Origin of the sequence: Pannonibacter anstelovis, from assembly GCF_036881715.1 — a bacterium.
Taxonomy (GTDB): Bacteria; Pseudomonadota; Alphaproteobacteria; order Rhizobiales; family Stappiaceae; genus Pannonibacter; species Pannonibacter anstelovis.
Genome location: NZ_JBAKBF010000001.1, coordinates 437,385 through 458,824 on the forward strand (window position 1 = coordinate 437,385; position 21,440 = coordinate 458,824).

21 protein-coding genes are annotated in these 21,440 nt (G+C 62.7%); 9 read left to right on the forward strand and 12 right to left on the reverse strand.

All coding sequences use genetic code 11. The features are described 5' to 3' along the window. Window positions 1–38 precede the first annotated feature (38 nt). The 3 genes from V6L75_RS01960 to V6L75_RS01970 are packed head-to-tail and all read left to right on the forward strand — an operon-like array spanning window position 39 to window position 2,977. Window positions 39–674 carry a CvpA family protein gene (locus V6L75_RS01960; protein WP_334249845.1) on the forward strand — a complete coding sequence of 212 codons (636 nt, stop codon included), beginning with the start codon at window positions 39–41 and terminating at the stop codon, window positions 672–674. 47 nt (window positions 675–721) lie between these two features. Continuing rightward, the gene (purF, locus tag V6L75_RS01965; RefSeq protein WP_019966107.1) at window positions 722–2,224 is read left to right on the forward strand and encodes an amidophosphoribosyltransferase; all 1,503 of its coding nucleotides are present in this window, start codon (window positions 722–724) and stop codon (window positions 2,222–2,224) included. 6 nt (window positions 2,225–2,230) lie between these two features. Further along, window positions 2,231–2,977: an SDR family NAD(P)-dependent oxidoreductase gene (locus tag V6L75_RS01970; RefSeq protein WP_334249846.1), complete on the forward strand. Its 747-nt coding sequence runs from the start codon at window positions 2,231–2,233 to the stop codon at window positions 2,975–2,977. Between the two features lie 60 nt (window positions 2,978–3,037). Here V6L75_RS01970 and V6L75_RS01975 read toward each other — a convergent pair whose 3' ends face one another. From V6L75_RS01975 to V6L75_RS01990, 4 genes are all read right to left on the reverse strand, one after another. Next, window positions 3,038–3,838, reverse strand: a complete 801-nt coding sequence (locus tag V6L75_RS01975) for an inositol monophosphatase family protein (RefSeq protein ID WP_334249847.1) — start codon at window positions 3,836–3,838, stop codon at window positions 3,038–3,040. Between the two features lie 122 nt (window positions 3,839–3,960). Further along, on the reverse strand, window positions 3,961–5,388 hold the full coding sequence (gene der / locus V6L75_RS01980) for a ribosome biogenesis GTPase Der (protein WP_123194391.1): 1,428 nt from the start codon (window positions 5,386–5,388) through the stop codon (window positions 3,961–3,963). 40 nt (window positions 5,389–5,428) lie between these two features. Continuing rightward, the gene (locus V6L75_RS01985) at window positions 5,429–6,778 is read right to left on the reverse strand and encodes an outer membrane protein assembly factor BamB family protein (protein ID WP_334249848.1); all 1,350 of its coding nucleotides are present in this window, start codon (window positions 6,776–6,778) and stop codon (window positions 5,429–5,431) included. Then, window positions 6,778–7,455: a tetratricopeptide repeat protein gene (locus tag V6L75_RS01990; protein WP_334249849.1), complete on the reverse strand. Its 678-nt coding sequence runs from the start codon at window positions 7,453–7,455 to the stop codon at window positions 6,778–6,780. The genes V6L75_RS01985 and V6L75_RS01990 overlap by 1 nt, the downstream gene beginning before the upstream one ends. A gap of 401 nt (window positions 7,456–7,856) precedes the next feature. On the opposite strand from V6L75_RS01990, the gene V6L75_RS01995 reads away from it, so the two are divergent. Then, a complete protein-coding gene (locus V6L75_RS01995) occupies window positions 7,857–8,132 on the forward strand; it encodes a PilZ domain-containing protein (protein ID WP_334249850.1) in 276 nt (91 codons plus the stop codon). A 134-nt stretch (window positions 8,133–8,266) separates the two neighbouring features. After that, on the forward strand, window positions 8,267–8,899 hold the full coding sequence (locus V6L75_RS02000) for an NAD(P)H-dependent oxidoreductase (protein WP_334249851.1): 633 nt from the start codon (window positions 8,267–8,269) through the stop codon (window positions 8,897–8,899). 145 nt (window positions 8,900–9,044) lie between these two features. Here the strand turns inward: V6L75_RS02000 and V6L75_RS02005 are convergent, their stop codons facing one another. Beyond that, window positions 9,045–9,608: a cysteine hydrolase family protein gene (locus tag V6L75_RS02005; protein WP_334249852.1), complete on the reverse strand. Its 564-nt coding sequence runs from the start codon at window positions 9,606–9,608 to the stop codon at window positions 9,045–9,047. A gap of 89 nt (window positions 9,609–9,697) precedes the next feature. Here V6L75_RS02005 and V6L75_RS02010 point away from each other — a divergent pair, with 89 nt between their 5' ends. Beyond that, the gene (locus tag V6L75_RS02010) at window positions 9,698–10,165 is read left to right on the forward strand and encodes an Lrp/AsnC family transcriptional regulator (protein ID WP_334249853.1); all 468 of its coding nucleotides are present in this window, start codon (window positions 9,698–9,700) and stop codon (window positions 10,163–10,165) included. Window positions 10,166–10,187: 22 nt separating this feature from the next. On the opposite strand, the gene V6L75_RS02015 is transcribed toward V6L75_RS02010, so the two are convergent. The 6 genes from V6L75_RS02015 to V6L75_RS02040 all read right to left on the reverse strand — a co-directional run bounded on the left by V6L75_RS02015 (window position 10,188) and on the right by V6L75_RS02040 (window position 18,055). Then, a complete protein-coding gene (locus V6L75_RS02015; RefSeq protein WP_334249854.1) occupies window positions 10,188–12,122 on the reverse strand; it encodes an alpha/beta hydrolase domain-containing protein in 1,935 nt (644 codons plus the stop codon). A gap of 94 nt (window positions 12,123–12,216) precedes the next feature. Next, window positions 12,217–13,728 carry a malonate--CoA ligase gene (locus V6L75_RS02020; protein ID WP_334249855.1) on the reverse strand — a complete coding sequence of 504 codons (1,512 nt, stop codon included), beginning with the start codon at window positions 13,726–13,728 and terminating at the stop codon, window positions 12,217–12,219. Continuing rightward, a complete protein-coding gene (locus V6L75_RS02025) occupies window positions 13,725–15,146 on the reverse strand; it encodes a malonyl-CoA decarboxylase (RefSeq protein ID WP_334249856.1) in 1,422 nt (473 codons plus the stop codon). The genes V6L75_RS02020 and V6L75_RS02025 overlap by 4 nt, the downstream gene beginning before the upstream one ends. Beyond that, complete coding sequence (locus V6L75_RS02030) at window positions 15,146–16,459, reverse strand: TRAP transporter large permease (RefSeq protein ID WP_334249857.1); 1,314 nt, start codon at window positions 16,457–16,459, stop codon at window positions 15,146–15,148. The genes V6L75_RS02025 and V6L75_RS02030 overlap by 1 nt, the downstream gene beginning before the upstream one ends. Beyond that, a complete protein-coding gene (locus V6L75_RS02035; RefSeq protein WP_334249858.1) occupies window positions 16,459–16,989 on the reverse strand; it encodes a TRAP transporter small permease subunit in 531 nt (176 codons plus the stop codon). The genes V6L75_RS02030 and V6L75_RS02035 overlap by 1 nt, the downstream gene beginning before the upstream one ends. 79 nt (window positions 16,990–17,068) lie before the next feature. Next, window positions 17,069–18,055: a TRAP transporter substrate-binding protein gene (locus V6L75_RS02040; RefSeq protein WP_334250010.1), complete on the reverse strand. Its 987-nt coding sequence runs from the start codon at window positions 18,053–18,055 to the stop codon at window positions 17,069–17,071. Window positions 18,056–18,195: 140 nt separating this feature from the next. Between V6L75_RS02040 and V6L75_RS02045 the strand changes: the two genes are divergently transcribed. Then, window positions 18,196–18,870: a GntR family transcriptional regulator gene (locus V6L75_RS02045; RefSeq protein WP_334249859.1), complete on the forward strand. Its 675-nt coding sequence runs from the start codon at window positions 18,196–18,198 to the stop codon at window positions 18,868–18,870. A gap of 17 nt (window positions 18,871–18,887) precedes the next feature. Here the strand turns inward: V6L75_RS02045 and V6L75_RS02050 are convergent, their stop codons facing one another. After that, window positions 18,888–19,796, reverse strand: a complete 909-nt coding sequence (locus V6L75_RS02050; protein ID WP_334249860.1) for a LysR family transcriptional regulator — start codon at window positions 19,794–19,796, stop codon at window positions 18,888–18,890. 226 nt (window positions 19,797–20,022) lie between these two features. On the opposite strand from V6L75_RS02050, the gene V6L75_RS02055 reads away from it, so the two are divergent. Further along, window positions 20,023–20,367: a Dabb family protein gene (locus V6L75_RS02055; protein ID WP_334249861.1), complete on the forward strand. Its 345-nt coding sequence runs from the start codon at window positions 20,023–20,025 to the stop codon at window positions 20,365–20,367. Continuing rightward, entirely contained in the window at window positions 20,367–21,431 is a 1,065-nt protein-coding gene (locus tag V6L75_RS02060) for a maleylacetate reductase (RefSeq protein WP_425498646.1), read from the forward strand. Before V6L75_RS02055 ends, V6L75_RS02060 begins: the two co-directional genes overlap by 1 nt. The last annotated feature ends 9 nt before the right edge of the window (window positions 21,432–21,440 follow it).

Genomic DNA, 21,440 nt, shown 5'->3' on the forward strand with positions numbered 1-21,440 from the left:
GCAGCCGGGACTGCGGGCTACAAGGGTAAAACCGGACGATGCCAATCACGCTCCTCGACGGAATTCTACTCGTCATCATGCTGATTTCCGCCGTTCTGGCGATGGTGCGCGGCTTTGTCCGTGAAGTTCTCTCCATCGGCTCATGGGTGGCGGCTGCAGCGGCAGCCTACTTGCTTTTTGAATCCGTGCTTCCATATGCCAAGCAGTATATCAGCAATGAATATGTCGCCCTCGGCGCTTCCATTGCGGGTGTGTTCCTGCTGACGCTGATCATCGTCAGCTACATCACCATGCGCATTTCCGACTTCGTGCTGGACAGCCGCATCGGCGCGCTGGACCGCACGCTCGGCTTCGTTTTCGGCGCTGCACGCGGTATGCTGCTTGTTGTCGTTGGCCTTGCCTTCTTCAATTGGTTTGTGCCGGCGGAGCGCCAGCCCCAGTGGGTGGTTCAGGCCAAGTCCCGTGACCTGCTGACATCCATCGGCCTTCAGCTGCAGGCAGCGCTGCCGGAGGACCCGGAAAAGAAGCTTCAGGAGCTCAAGCGCTCCAGCCGCAGCAATGCCGATGAGCCCCCAGCACAGGCCGGGACACAGGGCTCGAACGAAAACACCGGCTATAGCGCCGCAGAACGTCAGGGCATCGACCAGCTGACGACCAGCGGCACCGGAAACTGATCTTTTTGCCAGCACGCTGGCCGCACAACCTCTCAAGGAGCTTCGCCATGTCCGGTCTGACCGACTTCCAGGGCGCAGGGAAACAGTTCCGTTCCGATGATACGGACGACATCTACGGGGACACGCTGCGTGAAGAATGCGGCGTGTTCGGCGTTTTGGGGCATGAGGATGCGGCCGCGCTGACCGCCCTTGGCCTGCATGCCCTGCAGCATCGCGGACAGGAAGCAGCCGGCATCGTCACCTATGACGATAACGAACAGTTCCGTTCCGAGCGCCACCTCGGCCTCGTCGGCGATCACTTCTCCAGCGCCGAGACGATCAAGCGCCTCGCAGGCTCTGCCGCCGTTGGCCACGTGCGCTACTCCACCACCGGCGAACCGGCGCTGCGCAACGTGCAGCCGCTGTTTGCCGAGCTGGACGGCGGCGGCTTTGCCATCTGCCACAACGGTAACTTCACCAATGGCCTGACGCTGCGCCGCCAGCTGATCCGCGACGGGGCCATCTGCCAGTCCACGTCGGATTCCGAAGTGGTGCTGCAGCTCGTCGCCCGCAGCCGCCAGCCGAAGATCGTAGACCGCTTCATCGAGGCGATCAAGCAGATGGAAGGCGCCTATTCGCTGGTCGCCCTCACCCGCAAGAAGCTGATCGGCGCCCGCGACCCGCTGGGCATCCGCCCGCTGGTGCTGGGTGACCTCAACGGTGCCCCGATCCTCGCCTCAGAGACCTGCGCGCTCGACATCATCGGCGCCAAGTTCATCCGCGAGATCGAGAACGGCGAGGTGATCGTCTGCACCTCCGGCGGCATCGAAAGCTATTTCCCCTTCGGCCGCCGCCCGGCCCGCCCCTGCATCTTCGAGTACGTCTATTTTGCCCGGCCCGACTCCGTTGTCGGCGGCCGCTCGGTCTATGACGTGCGCCGCCAGATGGGCGCGCAGCTGGCCCGCGAGAGCCATGTGGATGCCGATGTGGTGGTTCCGGTGCCGGACAGCGGCGTTCCCGCCGCCATCGGCTACAGCCAGGAATCGGGCGTTCCCTTCGAGCTGGGCATCATCCGCAACCACTATGTGGGCCGCACCTTCATCGAACCTACCCAGTCGATCCGCACCCTCGGCGTCAAGCTGAAGCATTCGGCCAACCGGGCGCAGATCGAGGGCAAGCGTGTCATCCTTATCGATGACAGCCTCGTGCGCGGCACCACCTCGCTGAAGATCGTGCAGATGATCCGCGATGCAGGTGCGCGCGAAGTGCATTTCCGCCTAGCCAGCCCGCCGATCCGCTACTCCGACTATTACGGCATCGACACGCCGGTGCGCGAAAAGCTGCTGGCCGCCCGCTACAACCTGGAAGAGATGCGCGCCTTTATCGGCGCCGACAGCCTCGCCTTCCTCTCGATTGAAGGCATCTACAAGGCCATGGGGCTTGAGGGCCGTGACAACGAGAACCCGCAGTTCACCGACCACTGCTTCACTGGCGACTATCCGACGCCGCTGACGGACCTGTCGGATGACGTGGAATTCCGTAAGCCGCCGCGTCTGGTGGAAGTTGGATAAGGCACAATGACTGACAAGATCCTCGACGGCCGCATTGCGGTCGTCACCGGCGCCTCGCGCGGCATCGGCTATTTCATCGCACGTGAGCTGGGACGCCTTGGTGCCCATGTCGTCGCCGTTGCCCGCACCGTGGGCGGCCTCGAAGAGCTGGACGACGAGATCAAGGCCGCAGGCGGCCAGACGACCCTCGTGCCCCTCGACGTCACCGACTATGACGCGCTGGACCGTCTGGGCGCCGCCATTTTCGAGCGGTGGAAGAAGCTGGACATTCTGGTGGGCAATGCGGGCGTGCTTGGCACCCTGTCGCCGCTCGGCCATGTGGACATCAAGACCTGGGACAAGGTGATGGCGGCAAATGTCACCGCCAACTGGCGCCTGATCCGCTCGCTGGACCCGCTGCTGCGCCAGTCCGATGCCGGACGCGCCGTGTTCCTGTCCTCAGGCGCTGCCCACAAGTGCAAGGCTTATTGGGGCCCCTACTCGGTCTCCAAGGCCGCGCTGGAAGCTCTGGTGCGCACCTACATCGCCGAGACGCGCCAGACGCCGCTGCAGATCAGCCTCGTCAATCCGGGCCCTGTGCGCACGTCCATGCGCGCGCAGGCCATGCCCGGCGAAGATCCCGCGACCCTGCCGCATCCCGAAGACGTGGCCAAGGCGATCATCCCAATGACGCTGCCCAGCTTCACGGACGGCGGCCGCCTCTACGACCATCCCTCGCGCAGCTTCAAGGACTTTGTACAGGTCGCGTCGTAAGAGATTGGAATAAAGTGAAAAGGCCGGAGCATCGCTCCGGCCTTTTTGCATTCAGGCTTCTCAGTGGGCTGCCAGCGGCGGGAAGACCGCTTCACACATGCCAGACCATTCGTCGTAGACACCCGGGCAAGCGGTGATGACGCGCACGCCTGTGCTGATGGACGCATCCACATCAAAGCCGGTGACCTTGCCGCCGCCTTCCTCGATCATCAGGAGACCGGCGAGGCAGTCCCAGACGTTCATCTTGGACTCGCCATAGGCAATGAGGCGGCCAGCGGCCACATAGGCCAGCATCAGCCCGCCGGAAGCATTGCGGAAAAAGACGCCGCCCCGGTCAACCAGCGCATCGATCAGCTGCACCGCGCCGCAGACCTTGTTGCGGCCGCTGAAACCGACACCGGCCGAGCCGGTCTTGAGGCTGGTGCTGGCAGACACCCGGGCCGGCCGGCCATTGACCGTCAGCCCCTTGCCGCGCTCAGCGGCAAACATATCGCCCGATACCGGATCATGAATGACGCCGATAACGGTCTCACCGTTGTGAACGCAGGCAATGATGACACACCACTGCGGGATGCCGGCGACGAAATTCGCCGTGCCATCGATCGGATCAATCACCCAGGTGTAGCCGGACGAGCCTTCCACACGGCCATGCTCCTCACCGACAATACCATCGTCCGGAAAGACGGCCGCGATCTCGTCGCGCACCAGCGTCTCCACATTGCGGTCGGCTTCCGTCACGAGGTCCTGATGGCCCTTGTTGATGATGGTCAGCGTTTCCAGCTTGCGGAAATAGTCAAGGCCAAGCGCGCCTGCGCGGCGGGCGAGGCCAACGGCAAACTCCATGCGTTGCGTCGTTGTCATCGCGGTCCCCATGTCATTCGGTTGCAGATGGTGTGCGGGGCTGAGGCGCCCCGGCGGGAAAGGAAAGCTCACAGAAAAGGCCGGAGCGGATGCCCCGGCCTCGCAAGGGCCCTTGCCACGGCCTAGCGGGTTTTCTTTTTCTTGCCCGCATAGGGATTTTCGCCCTTGCGGTAGCTGAGACGGATCGGCGTCCCCGGCATGTCGAATGTCTGGCGCAGGCCGTTTACGAGATACCGGGTGTAGCTTTCCGGCAGCTCTTCGGGGCGCGAGCAGAACACGACAAAATGCGGCGGACGGGTCTTGGCCTGCGTCATGTAGCGCAGCTTGACGCGGCGCCCCTGCACGGCCGGGGGCGGATGGTGAGTGAGGATCTTCAAAAGCCAGCGGTTGAGGCGCGAAGTCGAGACGCGGGTGTTCCAGACCTCATAGGCGTTGAACACAGCTTCCATCAGCCGGTCGATGCCCTGCCCCTGCAGGCCAGACATGGTGACGATCTGGACGTTGCGGATCTGGTTGAGATAGCGGTCCTGCGCGTCCTTGATGGCAGCCCAGGCCGCTTCCCGGTCCTCGATCAGGTCCCACTTGTTGACGGCAATCACCAGCGCGCGGCCTTCACGGGCCACCAGATCGATGATCTGCAGATCCTGCTTCTCGAAGGAATTGGTCGCGTCCAGGGCCACAACAACCACTTCGGCAAACTTGATGGCGCGCAGAGCATCGGCAACGGAGAGCTTCTCCAGCTTCTCCTGCACACGCGCCTTGCGGCGGATACCAGCGGTGTCGAACAGCTTCAGATGGCGTTCGCGCCACAGCCAGTCGACGGAGATGGAATCGCGCGTGATGCCGGCTTCCGGCCCGGTCAGCATGCGCTCTTCGCCCAGCATCCGGTTGATCAGCGTCGACTTGCCCGCATTCGGACGCCCGACGATGGCCACCCGCAGCGGGCGCTCGCTGGTGCCCGCAGGGGCAGCTTCCGGCAGAAGCGGATTGCCATCCTCGTCCAGCTCGACGGAAAAGTCTGCCTCGTCCTTGGCCGCTTGCTCTTCTTCCTCGACCTGCTCCACATAGGGAAGCAGTGCCTCGTAGAGACCGGCAAGACCTTCGCCATGCTCGGCAGAGATGGCCACAGGCTCGCCAAGACCCAGCGAGAACGCCTCATAGAGACCGCCCTCGCCTGCCCGGCCCTCTGCCTTGTTGGCCAGCAGGATCACCGGCGTCTCGCTCTTGCGGGCAACGGCGGCAAAATGCGCATCGAGCGGCGTTACGCCTGCCCGGGCATCGATGACGAACAGAACGACATCAGCTTCCGCGATGGCTTCCTCGGTCTGGGCGCGCATACGGCCTTCCAGGCTCGTTGCGTCCGCGTCCTCGAGGCCTGCGGTGTCGATGATGGTGAAGCGCAGGTCGCCCAGGCGCGCCTCGCCCGGCCGCCGGTCGCGGGTGACGCCCGGCGTATCATCGACAAGCGCCAGGCGCTTGCCGACCAGCCGGTTGAACAGCGTCGATTTGCCCACATTCGGACGGCCAATGATGGCTACGGTAGCGCCCAAGCCCCTTACTCCTCAGGCCGCAATCCCTGCGGCCCATCTATCAGTTGAATCCGGCGATGCCGCTGTCACCTTCCAGCACCACGATCCGGCCGCCGGCAACAATCGGGGTCACGAAGACCTTGGCCGAAATGTCACGCACGCTCTGGATCTGGCCGCTGGCAGCGTCCACAAGGGCAATGCGGCCATCGTTGGAGAAGGCCACCAATGTGCCGTTGGCCAGCACCGGGCCCGCCCAGTTGCGCCGCTTCTTCTTGTTATCTAGCTGCGGCAGATCTGCCCGCCATAAGGGGTCACCGGTCTTGCGGTCAAGAGCAACCATCTTATCATCCAGCGTTACCATGAAAATGGCATTACCGGAGACGACCGGCGTGTGCACCGATCCGGCATTCTGCTCCCACAGGCGCTCGCCCGTCTTGAGAGAGGCTGCAACGATCTTGCCGCCGACGCCCGTGGCATAGACAGTGCCGCCGGAGACGACCGGGCTCGCGGCAACGTCTGTCAGCGTGGACACCGCCAGCGTGCGGAAGGCGCGCGACACGCCCTCGGCCCAGATCGGCTCACCCTTCTTGATATCAAAGGCCATGATTTCGCCGGAGGAGAACGGCACCACCACAGTTCCGCCGGACACAGCCGGAGAGGCAGCAGTCAGCAATCCGGCATTTTCCTGCACGCCCGAATAGGTCCAGGCCACAGTGCCATCGTCCTGCTTGACTGCATAGACCTCGTTGGTCTGGGTCACGACAAAGACATAGCCGCTACCTGCAGCCGGCGCACCGCGTGCCGGAGCGCTGAGATCAACCGACCACAGTTCCTGACCCGAGCCAGCATCAAGGGCGGCCAGCTTGCGGTAGCCGGTTGCGGCGAAAACGCGTCCGCCAGCGACGGCGACGCCGCCGCCTGCAGCCACATCGCTTTCATCCTCGGGGCGAAGGCTCTTCGTCCAGGCCCGGGCGCCGCCCGTGCTCATGGCGATCACCTCACCTGTGGGCTTGTAGACGAACAGACGCCCGCCAGAGGCCACCGGCCTTGCTGCCGTACGCATGCCTGAAGACGTCAGACCACCTCCGGAACTGCCGATCGAAGCGCGCCAGGCCTGCTGGCCGCTGATGGACACGGCAACATTGCCCGGGTCATTGCTTTCATTGCCGCCTGCCTGCGGCCAGTCCTGACCACCTGTAGCCGATCCAATGCTGGCGGAGCGGTTTGTGGTCTGTTCCAGCGGGTCCGCGCCCTCGAACAGCGGCTGACGGTCACCAGGGAGAATCTTCTGCTTGGTGGCAAACGGATTGATGGCATCGGTGTATTCAGACACCGAAGAGCAGCCCGCGAGAAGTGTGGCGGCCAGGAAAGCGCTGGCAAGCTGCCGGGAGGGCTTTGTCATACGCAACATCAGTTCGTCTCTCCCTTGTCGGCAATGCTGGGCTGAGTGCCGCGGATAACTTTGGTCAGAATGGAAACACGCGCCCCGATTTCGCGCGGTGCAGCGGCATCGTCCGTAATCTGGCTGGCATATTCGGTGGCAGCCGCCATGTCGCCTGCGCTCCAGGCCGCAAAGGCAAGGATTTCACGGGCCGCGAAGCGCCAGGAGTTGTTTTCGGCAGTCAGAGGCTCCAGCCGCGCCTTCAACGCGGCAAAATCAGCGGTATCCAGGGCGATGTAGCCTGAGCGCACAGCGGCGAGCCCCTGCAGAACGGGATCAACGGACGAATCGGCTGCCAGCGAGTCGTAGGCAGCGACTGCCTCCTCCGCCTTGCCGGAGGCTGCAAGGCTTTCCGCAAGGCGGAACTTCGCAAGCACCGGATATCCGCCGGTGGCAGACCCCATGGCGGCAAAGGCGGCTTCCGCCTCCTCAGCCTTGCCGTCCTGCGCCAGCCGCACGGCCTCGATATAGGCATCACCGGCCTTCATCGACTGCTGACCCTGCCAGTACAGCCAGCCGCGGTATCCGGCCGTTCCGGCCACAATTGCGACTGCCAGGATAATCACCCAAACGCCGAGACGGTCCCAAAGGCGACGGAATTTTTCGTGACGGATATCTTCGTCGACTTCCCGGAAAATGTCGGACATGCGTTCGAGCTTCCTGCAAACTTCTGGACTTGTATGTGAAGCCTTACACCCCGCGCAAGGCGGCGCCACATTACAGTGTCACCGGCGCCGTGGCAAACGCCTGTCTCCGGCTCTTTTCAATGGTTTGATGGCGCAAGTGAGGCGAGATCAGGCCAAGACGGCTTTTTGAAGTGCGCCGGATCTGGAATCACACCCCGTCCGGCAGCTTAAATGGCGGGAGCAAAACCTACCGGGAAACACGCATACGAGCACCAATCAGACATTCGCAAGTTCTTATCTCACCTTACGTCATTCATCAAAATCGCAGACTGTCCTTTCCAATGCGAAACGAATGAAATATTCTTGAAATATAACAAGTAGATACAAGCATCCAACAAACGGCATTGGCTGGGAGTACCTTTATGAACGAGGAAAGGCGCAGCGGCCCGCGGCGGCGGGCGCTCAAATCGGCCAGATTGGTCTTCGGCAATCTTGACCGGGTTTTCGACTGCACGATCCGTAATCAGTCAGAGGGTGGCGTGATGGTGAAGGTCGATAACACCCACCTCATTCCGGACGAGCTGCTGCTTTACATCGACAGCGAACATATCAGGCGCCCCGCACGCGTAGTCTGGCGCACAGACACGGAACTCGGGCTGGAATTCTCCGGCCCGCCAGAGCCGCTTACCAAACGCTGAACCAGAATAGATAGTGACCGGCCGGTGTCTTGAAGCGGGGCCAGGAAGGTTTATCTAGGCGCAGACAGCTATCTTGCGCGGCCTGCTTCTTCCCCCTCCCCTGGCCGCGAATTTCCTGCCTGAAAGGCCATACCATGCTGATTGAAAAGCTGAACTGGCGCTATGCGACCAAGAAGATGGACCCGTCGAAGACGGTTTCCGAAGACAAGGTTGAGCGCATTCTGGAAGCAGCCCGCCTTGCGCCCACCTCCAGCGGCCTGCAGCCGTTTGAGGTCATCGTCGTGACGAATCCGGAAGTCCGCGCCCGGATCCAGGAGATCGCCTGGAATCAGGCTCAAGTGACCGAAGGCTCGCACCTGCTCGTGTTTGCGGCCTGGGACAACTACACCGCAGACCGCATCAACATGATGTTCGACCTCGTCAACGAGGAGCGCGGCTTCACAAACGAAGGCTGGGAAAACTACCGGCAGATGCTGCTCAACACCTATGTACCGCGCGATGCCGAGACCAACTATCAGCACGCTGCCCGTCAGGCCTATATCGCCTTCGGCATCGCCCTGGCCGCAGCGGCCTTCGAAGGCGTTGATTCCACGCCGATGGAGGGCTTTGACGCAGACAAGCTTGATGAGATTCTTGGCCTGCGCGCCAAGGGCCTGCGGTCTGTCACCATTCTGCCGCTGGGCTACCGGGATGCGGCCAATGACTGGCTGGCAAACCTGAAGAAAGTGCGCCGCCCGCGTGATCAGTTCGTGACCGAGGTGAAGTGAACGCAAAGGCGGCAAGCCCCCAGGGGGCTCGCCGCCCGAAGGACTGCGCATCACCGGATCACGTTGGCGAACCGGTGATGCGCTTGCAGACAGGGACTATGGGTGGGCTTTCAGCCCCTGATCCGCAATTCGAAGCGCCCCAGCTTCAGCTCGCCGAACCAACCAGTTCCGCCGTCTTCACGACCTTGCAGAACTCGAAGCCGAGCGTGGCTCTGTGGACGTCATGAACAGTTCGTGCGGGAATGACCGTCCCGTCCCCTCCTGGCAGATCAAAACAGTCGCAGGCATCTTCGACCAGCGTCATGCGCCATCCGAAATTCGCACCTGTGCGGATCGTTGTTGAGACGCACATGTCGGTGGAAATGCCGAAGACCACCACATCCTCAGCTCCAAGACGGCGCAGGCGCAGATCCAGATCCGTGCCGATGAAGGCCGAGTTCACGCTCTTCACCACAAGCTGCTCGCCGTCCTTAGGCGCGAAGCCAGGCCGGAACTGGTTTCCGGGCAGGCCGGGGCGCAGCGTCGAGCCCGGCTCGGCGGAATCATGCCGCACGTGGATGATGGGCAGGCCTAGCCTGCGCCACAGGTCCAGTAACGCCAGCCCGTTGCTGCCGGCATTCACATTCCAGCGCGGCGGCCAGGGCGCGCTATCGAAGGCGGCCTGCATATCGACAGGCAGAAGCACGGTCTTTTCGGTGAGTGGCAGCATGGCCGGGGGATCTCCGTCAGGAACCTCAGAAGTGTTGCCGCTTCTATCGCGCGGAGCGCTGCCGGTTGCACCCCGGCAAGACGCCGGATATGACCGGCATTATGCCGGTCTGGGCGTGGAGGATCATGAAGGCCATGGATGAGAAGGATCAGCTGCTTCTGACCACACTCCGCCGCGATGCCCGGCGCCCGCTCGTCGCGCTGGCGCGAGACATAGGCCTGTCCCGCAGCGCCACGCAGGAACGGCTGAACCGGCTGCTGCGCAGCGGCGTCATAACCGGCTTTACAACGGTCGAACCGGCTGAGAATACGGGCAAGGTAGCAGCCCATTTCCTCGTCACCCATGCGCCGGGCGGCAGCTGCGCCAAGCTGATGCCGTATCTGGAAAAGATCCCCGGCATCCGCAAAATCCACGCGCTTGCCGGTCCCATAGATCTCATCATCTTTGCGCAGGCACCGGATATGGCCGGGATCGAAGCCATCCGCGCCACCATCGACGCACTTCCTCTCGTTTCAGGCCTCACCACCCACATGGTGCTGGAACGGCATATGGGATAGGCGGCAGAGTGCCGGGGACGGCTCAAGGCAGAGCGGCGGCGTCTTCGGCAGCTCTTTCAACCACCAGCCGCATGTCGGCCTCCAGCATGTAACCGGCCTTGATCAGGTCCTTCGCGGCCCCTTCGACGGCCGCCAGATAGGCCTGCCTGCTTTCGTAGCGTTGAGCGAAAGGCTTTCGTCCGTCTTCGGCGAGGGCGTTGCGCGGAAAAGGAATGTAGGCCCCTGCAAGACCGCAAAGTGCGCCTTCCGCATAACCCTCGCGGCGCAGGTTCCAGCCCAGATAGGTGGCTGCCGGTGCGGCGGCAGCCGGCAGGCGGATGCCACCCGTTTCCAGGCCATCCTGATCCACCGCCGGAACAAAGGCCGGATAGGCCGCCCCATGCAGCGGGGGAACGGCCGTGTGGTTTTCCACCCGGACCACATTATAGGGCGGCTTCAGATGCACACCGGCAATCAGCGGCATGGTGAACCCGTCATGGGGCACAAGCGTGCCGTCCGCGAGGCCCGGGAACCGGCTTTCCGGCGGCATCCCGCTGCCCTCGACCCACTTTGCCATGGCATCATAGAGCGCCCGCATCACTGGTGCAGGACTCAAAGGATTGAAGGCAAACAGGCAGCTTGCGTTTTCCGTTGGCCGGGCCGTCCAGGTGTTGAGATGCGGCACACTGGCAAGGCCGTAGAGCCGGACATTCTCCGGCATGGTCAGGGGCGAGCCATCCGGCCCAAGACTAATCAGCGCCGAACGCGCCTGCCAGAATTCCGTGGAACTGTCGGAATGCATCAGCTTGGGGCAAGTGTTGCTGGCCTCGCAGCGCGCAAGAACCGAATCGGAGCGGCTCGTCAGCGGGTCCGTGCTCATCGCATAGCTGAAGGGGAACTGGTCGCCCGGATAATCATGCTCCTCATGCTGACGGGAGTAGCGGCCCGGCTGCGAGAAGGGATAGTTCAGGAAGAGCTTGCGTGATCCGGCCACATGCACCATCGCCCCGTCGAATACCTTTCTCCCGAGGCCATCGGCGTTGAAGCCGTGGTAGAGGAAATCCCGCAGAAACCGGCCGGACTGGGAAATGCCCATGGCGACCGTATGGCGGATGTTCGTCAAAGGCGGCATCGCCTCATGCCCCGGCAGGCCGCGCAGGAAGGAATTGAGGTCGCTGACGGCGGCAAAACCGAGCCCGGCAGGGACCGGATTCTTCGCCGTGTAAACCACCTCATGGATGGCGCCTGCATCATGGTCCTTGCTGCGGGTGATGGTGATCTGGCTCTCGTTGTCGATCACGAAGGGCAGCGGCACGGCCGGTGCATCGGGCCCTGCCTGCACAGTGACACGAACGTTCGATGGATCAAGGTTTTGCAGCGGATAGCTCAGCTTGAGCGTGTTCGTGTCTTCGAGGCGGTCGAAGATGAACTGGTCGCGTGCCAGCCCGGTCTTGCCTTCCAGAACCGGCAGACTGAGGCGGAACAGACCGGGCGCGACATCGTTTTGCCAGCCTGACCAGACAATGGTGTCACCGCGCAGCATCTGGAAGCCATCGCCAGCATCCGCCGCCTTGTCCGGCACGGAGGCGCCCGGTGCAAGATTCAGGAGAATCGGGCTGATGCTGCGGCCACGATTGGCGATCTCGTAGAACAGCAGCCCGGATGCACGCGCCGGATCAACTGGTTTCAGAATGGTGACATTCGCAGAAAACTCCACATCGCCTTCCGCATTCACCGGCGCATCATCGACACCAACGATGGCATCAAGACGCGGTTCGTCCGGATCGACGGCGAATTCGGCGATGGCGTCGATGCGCTCATAGGGGCCCACGGTGCCAAATGTCCGGCCTTCAAAGACCGGACGCTGGGAGACAATGGTGAAGCCCGTCACACGGGCCTGCGCCTGTTCTGCTGCGAGAGGAAATGCGAAACAAGCTGCCATGGCGGCAGCAAGAAGCGAATGACTGGTCCGGCCCATCTACGTCCATCCATTGACACCGGACTGCAATACCACGCCGGTCCCGGCCTCAGGCAAATCATCTTGAGGCCGGGGACAATCTCATGTCTGTGTGTCAGGACTGGTACAGTCCGGCATAGGTGTCGCGCAGCACGTTCTTCTGAACCTTGCCCATGGTGTTGCGCGGCAGTTCCTCCACAAAGATCACCCGTTTGGGCTGCTTGTAGCGGGCCAGCCGGTCCTTGAGGCTCGCCAGTACATCGGCTTCAGCAAGGTTTGCCCCCTTCTGTCGCACGACGATGGCGGTGACGCCCTCGCCGAAATCGGGATGCGCCACGCCGATGACGGCGCTCTCCACGACACCGGCCAACTGGTCGATCTCGGTTTCGACTTCCTTGGGATAGATATTGTAACCACCGGAAATCACGAGATCCTTGCCGCGCCCGACGATGTGGACATAGCCGCGCTCGTCCACCTTGCCGAGATCACCGGTGATGAAGAAGCCATCTTCGCGGAACTCGGCCTTTGTCTTCTCGGGCATACGCCAGTAGCCCTGGAACACGTTCGGCCCCTTCACCTCGATCATGCCCGTCTCGCCATCAGCCACTGGCACGCCCGTCTCCGGATCGGTGACGCGAAGCGACACGCCGGGCAGCGGGAAGCCGACGGTGCCAGCCACGCGCTCGCCCTCATATGGGTTCGAGGTGTTCATGTTCGTCTCGGTCATGCCGTAGCGCTCAAGGATACGGTGGCCGGTTGCTTCCTCGAACTGGCGGTGCGTATCGGCCAGCAGCGGCGCCGAGCCGGAGATGAACAGACGCATGTGCGCCGTTGCCTCCTTCGTCAGGCCCTCGCTCTGCAGCAGCCGGACATAGAATGTCGGCACGCCCATCAGCACGCTGGCCGACTGCATCAGCCGCAGCACCTCCTCAGGATCGAACTTGCTGAGGAAATACATGGAAGCGCCCGACAGCATGATCACGTTGGAGGCAACGAAAAGGCCGTGCGTATGGAAGATTGGCAGCGCATGGATCAGCCGGTCCTGGCTGGTGAAACGCCAGTATTCGCGCAAGGTCGCGGCGTTGGACAGAAGGTTGTCGTGCGAGAGCATCGCCCCCTTCGACCGGCCGGTGGTGCCGGAGGTGTAGAGAATGGCTGCCAGATCATCCGGGCCGCGCTGGACATTGGCAAAGTCTGCGGGCCTGCCGGCAGTCTTGTCCATCAGGCTGCCACCACCGGCATCATCCAGCGTCTCGACACGGGCGCCATATTTCGCAGCCACCGGCTCAAGCCCGCCTCGCGCCTTCGGCGCACAGACGACAAGGCGCGGCTCGGCATCGGAGATGAAATAGTCGAGCTCGGCCAGCGTATAGGCCGTGTTCAGCGGCAGATAGACAGCTCCTGCCCGCACGCAGGCCAGATAGAGCATCAGCGCCTCGGCACTCTTTTCCACCTGCACAGCCACCCGGTCGCCCGGCTCGACGCCAAGTTCGATCAGCACGCCCGCAAGCTTCCCCGACTGGTCCAGCATGTCCTGATAGGTCCAGGACCGGCCATCGAGGGTTTCGATGAAGGGCGCAGCAGGATTGGCGGCTGCCCGGATTGCATCGAAAAGGTGATTGCTCATGCGGTGAACTCCTTGGTGGATTTTGTCTTTTTGCCGTCCTCGGACGGACTGGAGGCGAGGGGAACGAGCTGGCGGGGCTGCCGGTCCGCCGGCAATTGCTTGCGGACCTGGGAAGAAGCCGCCACTTCGCCGCGCACGGCAAAGGCCTCGTGATTGGTTTCGATATCGTCGAGCTTATAGAGATAGTTGACCATCAGCCCGTGTGACTGTTCGAGCGCACGGGGCGAAAGATCGCCGAGGAAATTCAGCCGCTCCAGGCGCGCGCCATTGCCCAGGTGAAACCGGGCGACCGGATCAACCACCTTGCCCTGTGGCGTGCGGGCCTTGAGGAAATACCAGGCTGCGGCGGCGGTGAGGACCGGACGGATACGGCCAGCCAGTTCCTCATCACTGTGCCAGCCCTCCGTGTCGAGCCCCTGCAGCACCTCGCGGTCCTGCGCGTTCAGTACATCGGAGACCTCCGCCCGCCGCTCGCGCGCCAGCCATGCGGCAAAGCCCGGCACTGGCGACAAGGTGACGAAGGTTTCGAGCTTCGGCAGCTCGCGCCGCAGGTCCTCCACCACCTGCTTGATCAGGAAATTGCCGAAGGAAATGCCACGCAAGCCATCCTGACAATTGGAGATGGAATAGAACACCGCCGTCGTTGCCTCGCTGGCGCGGATCGGCGCGCGCTCCTCCCGCAGCACCTCGGCAATCGTGTCTGGCGTTTCCGTGGTCAGCGCCACTTCCACGAAAATCAGCGGATCATCGGCAAGCCGGGGATGGAAGAAGGCGAAGCAGCGCCGGTCTTCCGGAGCAAGCCGCAGGCGCAGCTCTTCCCAGCCGCCGATATGATGAACCGCTTCATACCGGATGATCTTTTCCAGAATGTCTGCGGGCGTCGACCAGCTGATCGAGCGCAGGGTGAGAAAGCCCCGGTTGAACCACGACGCAAACAGATGGGCGAAGTCCTGGTCGACCGTCTCCAGCGCCTTGTCAGCGGCTTTCATCTTCAGCAGCGCCTCACGCATGCGCACAAGCGTGGCGATGGCATCGGGCGCCAGATTGAGCCGGCGGATCAGCTCCTGACGACGCGGCTCACTGGCCATGTGCAAGGCAGCCAGCGACACCGGCGACGGATCTTCCTGATAGGCCTTGATGGCCTTTTCCAGCCGTCCGGTGTTGGGGCCGAAGCGGTCCAGCAGCAGCCGGGCGAAGCCGGTCTTCCCAGCCTCGTCCAGCTGATCCCAGCGGGTCAGCACATCCTTGGCCAGCGCCATGCCGGAGGCCTCGCCCTGACTGGACAGCAGCGTGTCGCAGCGCTGCTCGAGGATGACGAGCGGGTCGTCATCTCCGGTCTGGGGCGAGATGGACAGGAGGCGGCGCCCCCGTTCCGTGATGGCCTGCAGCATTTCACTGAAGAAGGATGTGGTGTTCATCAGACCGCTCCGAGCATTTGGTTGGGCAACCAGGTTGCGATCCCCGGGAAGAGGCACAGGATGAAGATCGCAAGGAACATCACCAGCACATAGGGCAACGCCCCCCACAGGATATCCTTCGTCGGTATCTTCGGCGCAATGGCGTTGATGACGAAGAGATTGAGCCCGATGGGCGGCGTGATCAGCCCCACTTCCATGTTGATCGTCAGCACGATTGCGAACCAGTAGGGATCAAAGCCAGCCTGGGTGACGATGGGGAACAGCATCGGCGCCGTCATCACGATCACCGCCACCGGCGGCAGGAACATGCCGCAGACGAGCAGGAAGACGTTGATGACCAGCATCAGAACCCAGGGGTTCAGATCCATCCCGGCAATCGCCATTGCCACCGTCTGCGTGATGAACAGCGACGACAGGGCAAAGGCGAAGAGTTCCGCCGCTGCCATGATCATCATGATCATCACGCTCTCGCGCATGGCCGATCCGAAGATCTGCGACACGGGCTTGAAGCGGAACAGCCGGTAGGCAATCACCACGACAGCCAATGTCAGAAACGCCCCTGCCCCGGCCGCTTCGGACGGCGTTGCCACACCGCCGTAGAGCACGTAGAGCGTTCCCGCGATGATCAGCAGAAACGGCAGGATGCGCGGCAGCTGCTCCAGCTTCTGCTTCAGGGTAAAGGTGATGCCCCGGCCGCTGAGGTCATAGCCCTTGCGGCGGCAGTCGATCAGCGCCCAGATCATGAACATGACCGTCAGCATGATGCCCGGAAACACTCCGGCCATGAACAGGCGGCCGATTGATGTCTCTGTAGCGATGCCATAGACGATCAGCGTCACCGAGGGCGGGATCAGGATGCCGAGCGTGCCGCCCGCTGCGATGGAGCCGGCGGCAACGGAGTTGGGGTAACCCCGGCTCTGCATTTCCGGAATGCCCATCTTGCCGATAGCCGCACAGGTGGCAGGCGACGAGCCGGTCATGCCGGAAAAGATGGCACAAGCGCCGATGTTGGACAGCACCAGCCCGCCCGGCACCCGGTTGAGCCAGCGGTCCAGCGCCGTGTAGAGATCCGAGCCCGCAGGCGAGGACGCCACCGCCGCGCCCATCAGGACGAACATGGGGATCGACACATAGGCAAGGTTGGCAATCCCGGCGAACATGGTCTCGCCGAGCACATAGACGATGCCGGGGCCGATCTGCAGGAACAAGGCGGCGACGGCAGCAAGGCCGAGGGCAAAGGCAATCGGCATGCCCGTGCCCAGAAGCACGAAAAGCGCACCGATGAGGAGAAGACCAGACAGCATAGGGCTCATCAGCGTCCCTCCCCGGCAAGCACCGCATGGCCAGTGTCCGTTGGAGTGGAACCGGTCAGGAGCAGCAGGATCTGCGCAACATATTGCAGGCACAGCATTGCAAAGCTGAGCGGCAGAGCCGACAGCGGGATCCAGAGGGGGGGCGCCCACATGCTGGCATGTTTCCAGTTGCCGGCCCAGGCCTCATGAAACTGGATCCAGACTGCCCAGAGCATGATGATGCAGAAGGCAAGCCCCAGCAGGCTGCCAAGAATCTTCAGGCCATGGCGCGCGCGCGGACCTACCATCATCTCCACCACATCGACACCCACGTGCCCGCCCTTCATAAGTACGTAAGGCGCGCCGAGGAACATGGCCGCAGTCGCGGAGAAAACCACAAAGTCCGTCTGCCAGATCGTTGGATATGTAAAGACATAGCGCATCAGGATCATCTGGCAGACGACCAGCATCGCCGCGATGATGAGCAGCGTGGCAGTCACGGCCAGAGCCCGCGAAAGATGCCCGACTGCCCGGATATAGGCCCCGATCATTTCAAACCTCTCAGTTTGACCGTCCACTTACGGCCCGAACCTGTCCGTCCGGCAGGTCCGGGCCGGGTGAAAGCCGGCATCACTCGACCGCGAGGGCCTTTTCGATCAGGGCGCCACCGTTCGGCACCTTGGCTGCAAAGTTCTTGTAGGCAGACTCCTTCGCCACCGCGAGCCAGGCGTCATAGTCGGCCTTGGACATTTCTACGACCTCCACGCCAGCCTTCTTGTAGGTGTCGATCATCAATTGATCGCCCTTGCGCACCTCGGTGTCGAAATAGGCTTCAGCCTTCTTGCCGGCCGCAAGGACTGCCGCCTGCTGCTCGGGCGTCAGGCGGTCGAACACCTGCTTGGAGAAGAGGACCGGCTCATACATGAACCACAGCGCGTTCTCGCCCGGCGCAGTCAGGCATTTGGCCTGTTCGAACAGTCGGTAGGACACGAAGCTGGCCGACGAGGTGTTGGCCGCGTCCAGCACGCCGGTCTGCATGCCGGTGTAGATTTCCGACGACGGCATGGAGGCAATCGAGGCACCTGCGGCGGCCAGCATTTCCTCAAATGCCGGGCCCGCGGCGCGGATCACCTGCCCCTTCATCGTATCGGGGGACGTGATGCAGCCCTTTTTGGACGCAAAGGCACCGGACAGCCAGGCATCGGCAATCACGATGGCGCCATTGTCTTCAATGATCTTCTTGATGTCCTTCATGAAATCGGACTGGTTGAGCCGGTTGGCGCGGTCAAAGTTGCCGACAAGCCCCGGCATCAGCGTCGCGGAAAACTCCGGATGGCGGCCGGAGGCATAGTCGAGCGGAAAGGACGTCATCTCCAGCAGGCCGCGCGTCAGGGCGTTCCACTGCTCATTCGGCTTGAACAACGACGATCCGGGATAGACCTGCACGGTCAGCCCCACATTCGCTGCTTCAACTTCCCGCGCGATGACCTGAACCATCTCGTCGCGGATATCGCCCTTGCCGCCGGGAAACTGATGCGAGGCCTTGAGCACAGTCTGAGCGCTGGCGGACCCTGCCGCCGCAGCCATGCCAGCAAGCAATACGCCTGTCTTCAACATGCGAGTGAGTTTCTTCATCGTTCTTCCTCCCAGAAGTCCGGCCTCCCTGCCGGACGAGAGCGAATGATGCGTTTGCCTTGCACGCTATGTCAACAATCTTGTATACAAGAAAATTAGCAACGTACGCGAAGGGTGGAGCGATGTCAGAAAACACATTCCAGAAGCTTCGGGATGAAATCGAGAACGGCATCGTCACGGGCGAGTTTGAGCCTGGCCAGCGGCTGGACGAGACCCAGCTTGCTACCCGCTACGGCGTATCGCGCACCCCGATCCGCGAAGCCCTGATGCAGTTGAGTGCCATCGGCCTTGTCGAAATACGCCCCCGCCGCGGCGCCGTGATCGTCGATCCGGGACCTCAATATGTGCTGGAAATGTTTGACGTGATGGCGGAGCTGGAAGGCATGGCCGGAGCGCTCGCCGCCCGCCGCCACACCACTGATGACAGAACCGCGCTGGAAGCCGCGCATGGCGCCTGCGAGGCAGCGGCCGCGCGCGATGACACCGACGCCTATTATTACGAGAACGAGCAGTTCCACCACGCGATCTATGCCGCCAGCCAGAGCGCCTTCCTGAAGGAACAGTGCATAGCCCTGCACCGGCGCCTCAGGCCTTACCGCCGCCTGCAGCTCAGAGTGCGCAACCGGATGAAAGTGTCCCTGCAGGAACATGCCGGCATCGTCTCGGCAATCCTTGACGGCAATGAGGATAGCGCCCGCCGCCTGCTGCGCGACCATATCGCCGTGCAGGGAGACCGGTTCTCGGACCTTGTGGCCAATATGGAACGCCTGCGCAGCCGCACCCAGGGACAGGGATAGATCAGTTCAGCATCTGCCTACCAGAACGCCTCGAAATTGTTCCGCCGGAAATATTCGACCAGCGCATCAATGAAGAGCCGGGTGCGGGCGGGCATGTGTGCGCGGGAGGGGAAGGCAAGGTTCATGCTGAGGCGCGGCAGATGCCAGCCTTCCAAAACCTTGACGAGACGGCCGGACTGAAGATCGTCATGCAGCACATAGGACGGCTGCACGACAATGCCGAGCCCGTCCCTTGCGGCCTGGCGCAGCAGCAGCCCGTCATTGCACACCATGGTGCCGCTGACCGGGATCCGCATGCTTTCATTGCCGCGGGTGAAGGTCAGGTTCTCCCAGTCATCGGCAAGGCTGTAAAGCAGAAGGTCGTGATCTGCCAGATCATGCGGATGGACAGGCTCTCCCCGCGCGGCGATGTAGTCCGGCGAGGCGGCGAGCGTGCGCTGGGTCTCTGCAAGCTTGCGGATGGTGATCGAGCTGTCCGCCTCGCCCCGCCGGGTGCGGATGGCAAGGTCGAGGCCGTTCTCGATCATGTCGTAATAGCGGTTGGATGCCTGCAGCTCGATGTTGACCAACGGATAGCGCGCGCGGAATTCGCGGATCACCGGCATCAGATGCAATTTGGCAAAGGCAAGCGAGGCACCGACACGGATCGTGCCGCGCGGTTCGGCTGAAACCGCACTGACGCTGGTCTCCGCCTCGTTGAGGCTGGAAAGGATTTCCCGGGCGCTCGCTGCAAACCGCTCCCCCTCCCCGGTCAGGAACAGCTGGCGCGTCGTCCGCTGCACCAGCCTCACGCCCAGCCGGTTTTCCAGGCTGGTCAGATGCCGGCTGACCCCGGAGACAGACAGGCCGAGCGCATCGGCAGCCCGCGTCAGGCTGCCTGCATCGGCGATCTGGGTGAATACCTCAAGCTCTGCCAACCGGTCCATTCTTGCCCCTCCTGCAAGATTGTTACGGTATTATTACCGTATAAATACATATCTTGCAATTGTTCTGTCACATGCCCGGCGAGCGCGTTCATTTTTGCGCGCCGGGCAAGAAACATTCCCAGATTACGGGATTTATCACCTAATCAGCCAATGCAACTCTGATGCCACGTGAGCAGGGCCGCCGCAAAGAGAAGCAGCCCGCACCAAGCCAGAGGGAGCGCCCGCAATGGACGCGAGCACTAGAAGCACCGCAGCGGTGCGGCATATTGTGATGTGGAATGTGGCCGGAGAGACACCGGAGGACCGGGATAAGGCCAAGGCACAAATCAAGACGGCCTTTGAAAGCCTGCGCGGGCTGATCCCCGGAATGACCTGCCTGGAGATCGGCATCGATGTGAGCCGCATCGATTACGCCTGTGACGTGGTGCTGTTCAGCGAATTTGAAAGCGCCGAAGCGCTCAAGGCTTATGCAGTTCACCCGGCCCATCTGCGCATTCGTGATGCACTGGAAGGCCTGCGTATCGCACGTCATCAGGTGGATTATCCAGTGAACGGGGAGACGGACCGGTGATGGCAGGCTTTACCTATACGGCCCATCCGGCGCGGGTCATTTTCGCCGATACCGCTCTTGATCAGCTGGAAGCGGAGGCCGGGCGGCTGGGGGCAAGGCGGATGCTTGTCATCACCACCCCGCGCCAGACCGGACTGATGGACACCCTTACGGCAGCACTGGGGGACAGGGTCTGCGGCACCTTCGCCGGCGCTGCCATGCACACGCCCGTCGATATCAGCGATCTGGCTGCCGACACCGCCCGCACCCGCAAGGCCGATCTGGTGGTGGCCGCAGGCGGCGGCTCCGCCATCGGCCTGTCCAAGGCGGTGGCACTGCGCACCGGCCTGCCGCAACTCGTCATCCCCACCACCTACTCCGGCTCGGAGATGACGCCCATTCTGGGCGAGACCCGCAACGGCCAAAAGCAGACGCAGGTTTCGGCCAAGGTACTGCCGCAGACCGTGCTCTATGACGTCAGCCTCAGCCTTGCCCTGCCGGTCCATGTCAGCATGACCAGCGGCATGAATGCCATCGCCCATGCGGTGGAAGCGCTTTATGCCCGTGACCGCAATCCGGTCATCAGCCTGCTGGCGCTCGAGGCCATCGGCGCCATGGCCGCAGCACTGCCCGCCATCCACCACACCCCCGATGATGGCGAGGCACGGCGCAAGGCGCTTTACGGCGCATGGCTCTGCGGCCTGTGCCTTGGCTCCGTCGGCATGGCGCTGCATCACAAGCTCTGCCACACGCTGGGCGGCAGTTTCGCACTGCCCCATGCCGAGACGCATACGGTGCTTCTGCCCCACGCGCTGGCCTATAATGCCCCCGCCATTCCGGAAGTGATGCATCAGCTCGCAGGAGTTCTAGGCAGCGATCCGGCCCGCCGCCTGCAGGACCTTGCCCGCGCCACCGGTGCACCGGTCAGCCTGGCCGAAATCGGCATGCCGGAAAGCGGCCTTCAGCGGGCAGCAGACATCGCCCTTTCCAATCCCTACTGGAATCCGCGGCCGCTGGAGCGGGAGGCCATTCTGGCCCTGCTCCGGCGCGCCCATGACGGGTCCCTGCCCCAGATGGACAGCTGACAGCGAAGG

Excerpts from the sequence above, each read along its gene's own strand:
- V6L75_RS01960 (WP_334249845.1), top strand. The coding sequence starts at position 39 with ATGCCAATCACGCTCCTCGACGGAATTCTACTCGTCATCATGCTGATT.
- purF (WP_019966107.1), top strand. The coding sequence starts at position 722 with ATGTCCGGTCTGACCGACTTCCAGGGCGCAGGGAAACAGTTCCGTTCC.
- V6L75_RS01970 (WP_334249846.1), top strand. The coding sequence starts at position 2,231 with ATGACTGACAAGATCCTCGACGGCCGCATTGCGGTCGTCACCGGCGCC.
- V6L75_RS01975 (WP_334249847.1), bottom strand. The coding sequence starts at position 3,838 with ATGACAACGACGCAACGCATGGAGTTTGCCGTTGGCCTCGCCCGCCGC.
- V6L75_RS01985 (WP_334249848.1), bottom strand. The coding sequence starts at position 6,778 with ATGTTGCGTATGACAAAGCCCTCCCGGCAGCTTGCCAGCGCTTTCCTG.
- V6L75_RS01990 (WP_334249849.1), bottom strand. The coding sequence starts at position 7,455 with ATGTCCGACATTTTCCGGGAAGTCGACGAAGATATCCGTCACGAAAAA.
- V6L75_RS01995 (WP_334249850.1), top strand. The coding sequence starts at position 7,857 with ATGAACGAGGAAAGGCGCAGCGGCCCGCGGCGGCGGGCGCTCAAATCG.
- V6L75_RS02000 (WP_334249851.1), top strand. The coding sequence starts at position 8,267 with ATGCTGATTGAAAAGCTGAACTGGCGCTATGCGACCAAGAAGATGGAC.
- V6L75_RS02005 (WP_334249852.1), bottom strand. The coding sequence starts at position 9,608 with ATGCTGCCACTCACCGAAAAGACCGTGCTTCTGCCTGTCGATATGCAG.
- V6L75_RS02010 (WP_334249853.1), top strand. The coding sequence starts at position 9,698 with ATGACCGGCATTATGCCGGTCTGGGCGTGGAGGATCATGAAGGCCATG.
- V6L75_RS02015 (WP_334249854.1), bottom strand. The coding sequence starts at position 12,122 with ATGGGCCGGACCAGTCATTCGCTTCTTGCTGCCGCCATGGCAGCTTGT.
- V6L75_RS02020 (WP_334249855.1), bottom strand. The coding sequence starts at position 13,728 with ATGAGCAATCACCTTTTCGATGCAATCCGGGCAGCCGCCAATCCTGCT.
- V6L75_RS02025 (WP_334249856.1), bottom strand. The coding sequence starts at position 15,146 with ATGAACACCACATCCTTCTTCAGTGAAATGCTGCAGGCCATCACGGAA.
- V6L75_RS02030 (WP_334249857.1), bottom strand. The coding sequence starts at position 16,459 with ATGAGCCCTATGCTGTCTGGTCTTCTCCTCATCGGTGCGCTTTTCGTG.
- V6L75_RS02035 (WP_334249858.1), bottom strand. The coding sequence starts at position 16,989 with ATGATCGGGGCCTATATCCGGGCAGTCGGGCATCTTTCGCGGGCTCTG.
- V6L75_RS02040 (WP_334250010.1), bottom strand. The coding sequence starts at position 18,055 with ATGTTGAAGACAGGCGTATTGCTTGCTGGCATGGCTGCGGCGGCAGGG.
- V6L75_RS02045 (WP_334249859.1), top strand. The coding sequence starts at position 18,196 with ATGTCAGAAAACACATTCCAGAAGCTTCGGGATGAAATCGAGAACGGC.
- V6L75_RS02050 (WP_334249860.1), bottom strand. The coding sequence starts at position 19,796 with ATGGACCGGTTGGCAGAGCTTGAGGTATTCACCCAGATCGCCGATGCA.
- V6L75_RS02055 (WP_334249861.1), top strand. The coding sequence starts at position 20,023 with ATGGACGCGAGCACTAGAAGCACCGCAGCGGTGCGGCATATTGTGATG.
- V6L75_RS02060 (WP_425498646.1), top strand. The coding sequence starts at position 20,367 with ATGGCAGGCTTTACCTATACGGCCCATCCGGCGCGGGTCATTTTCGCC.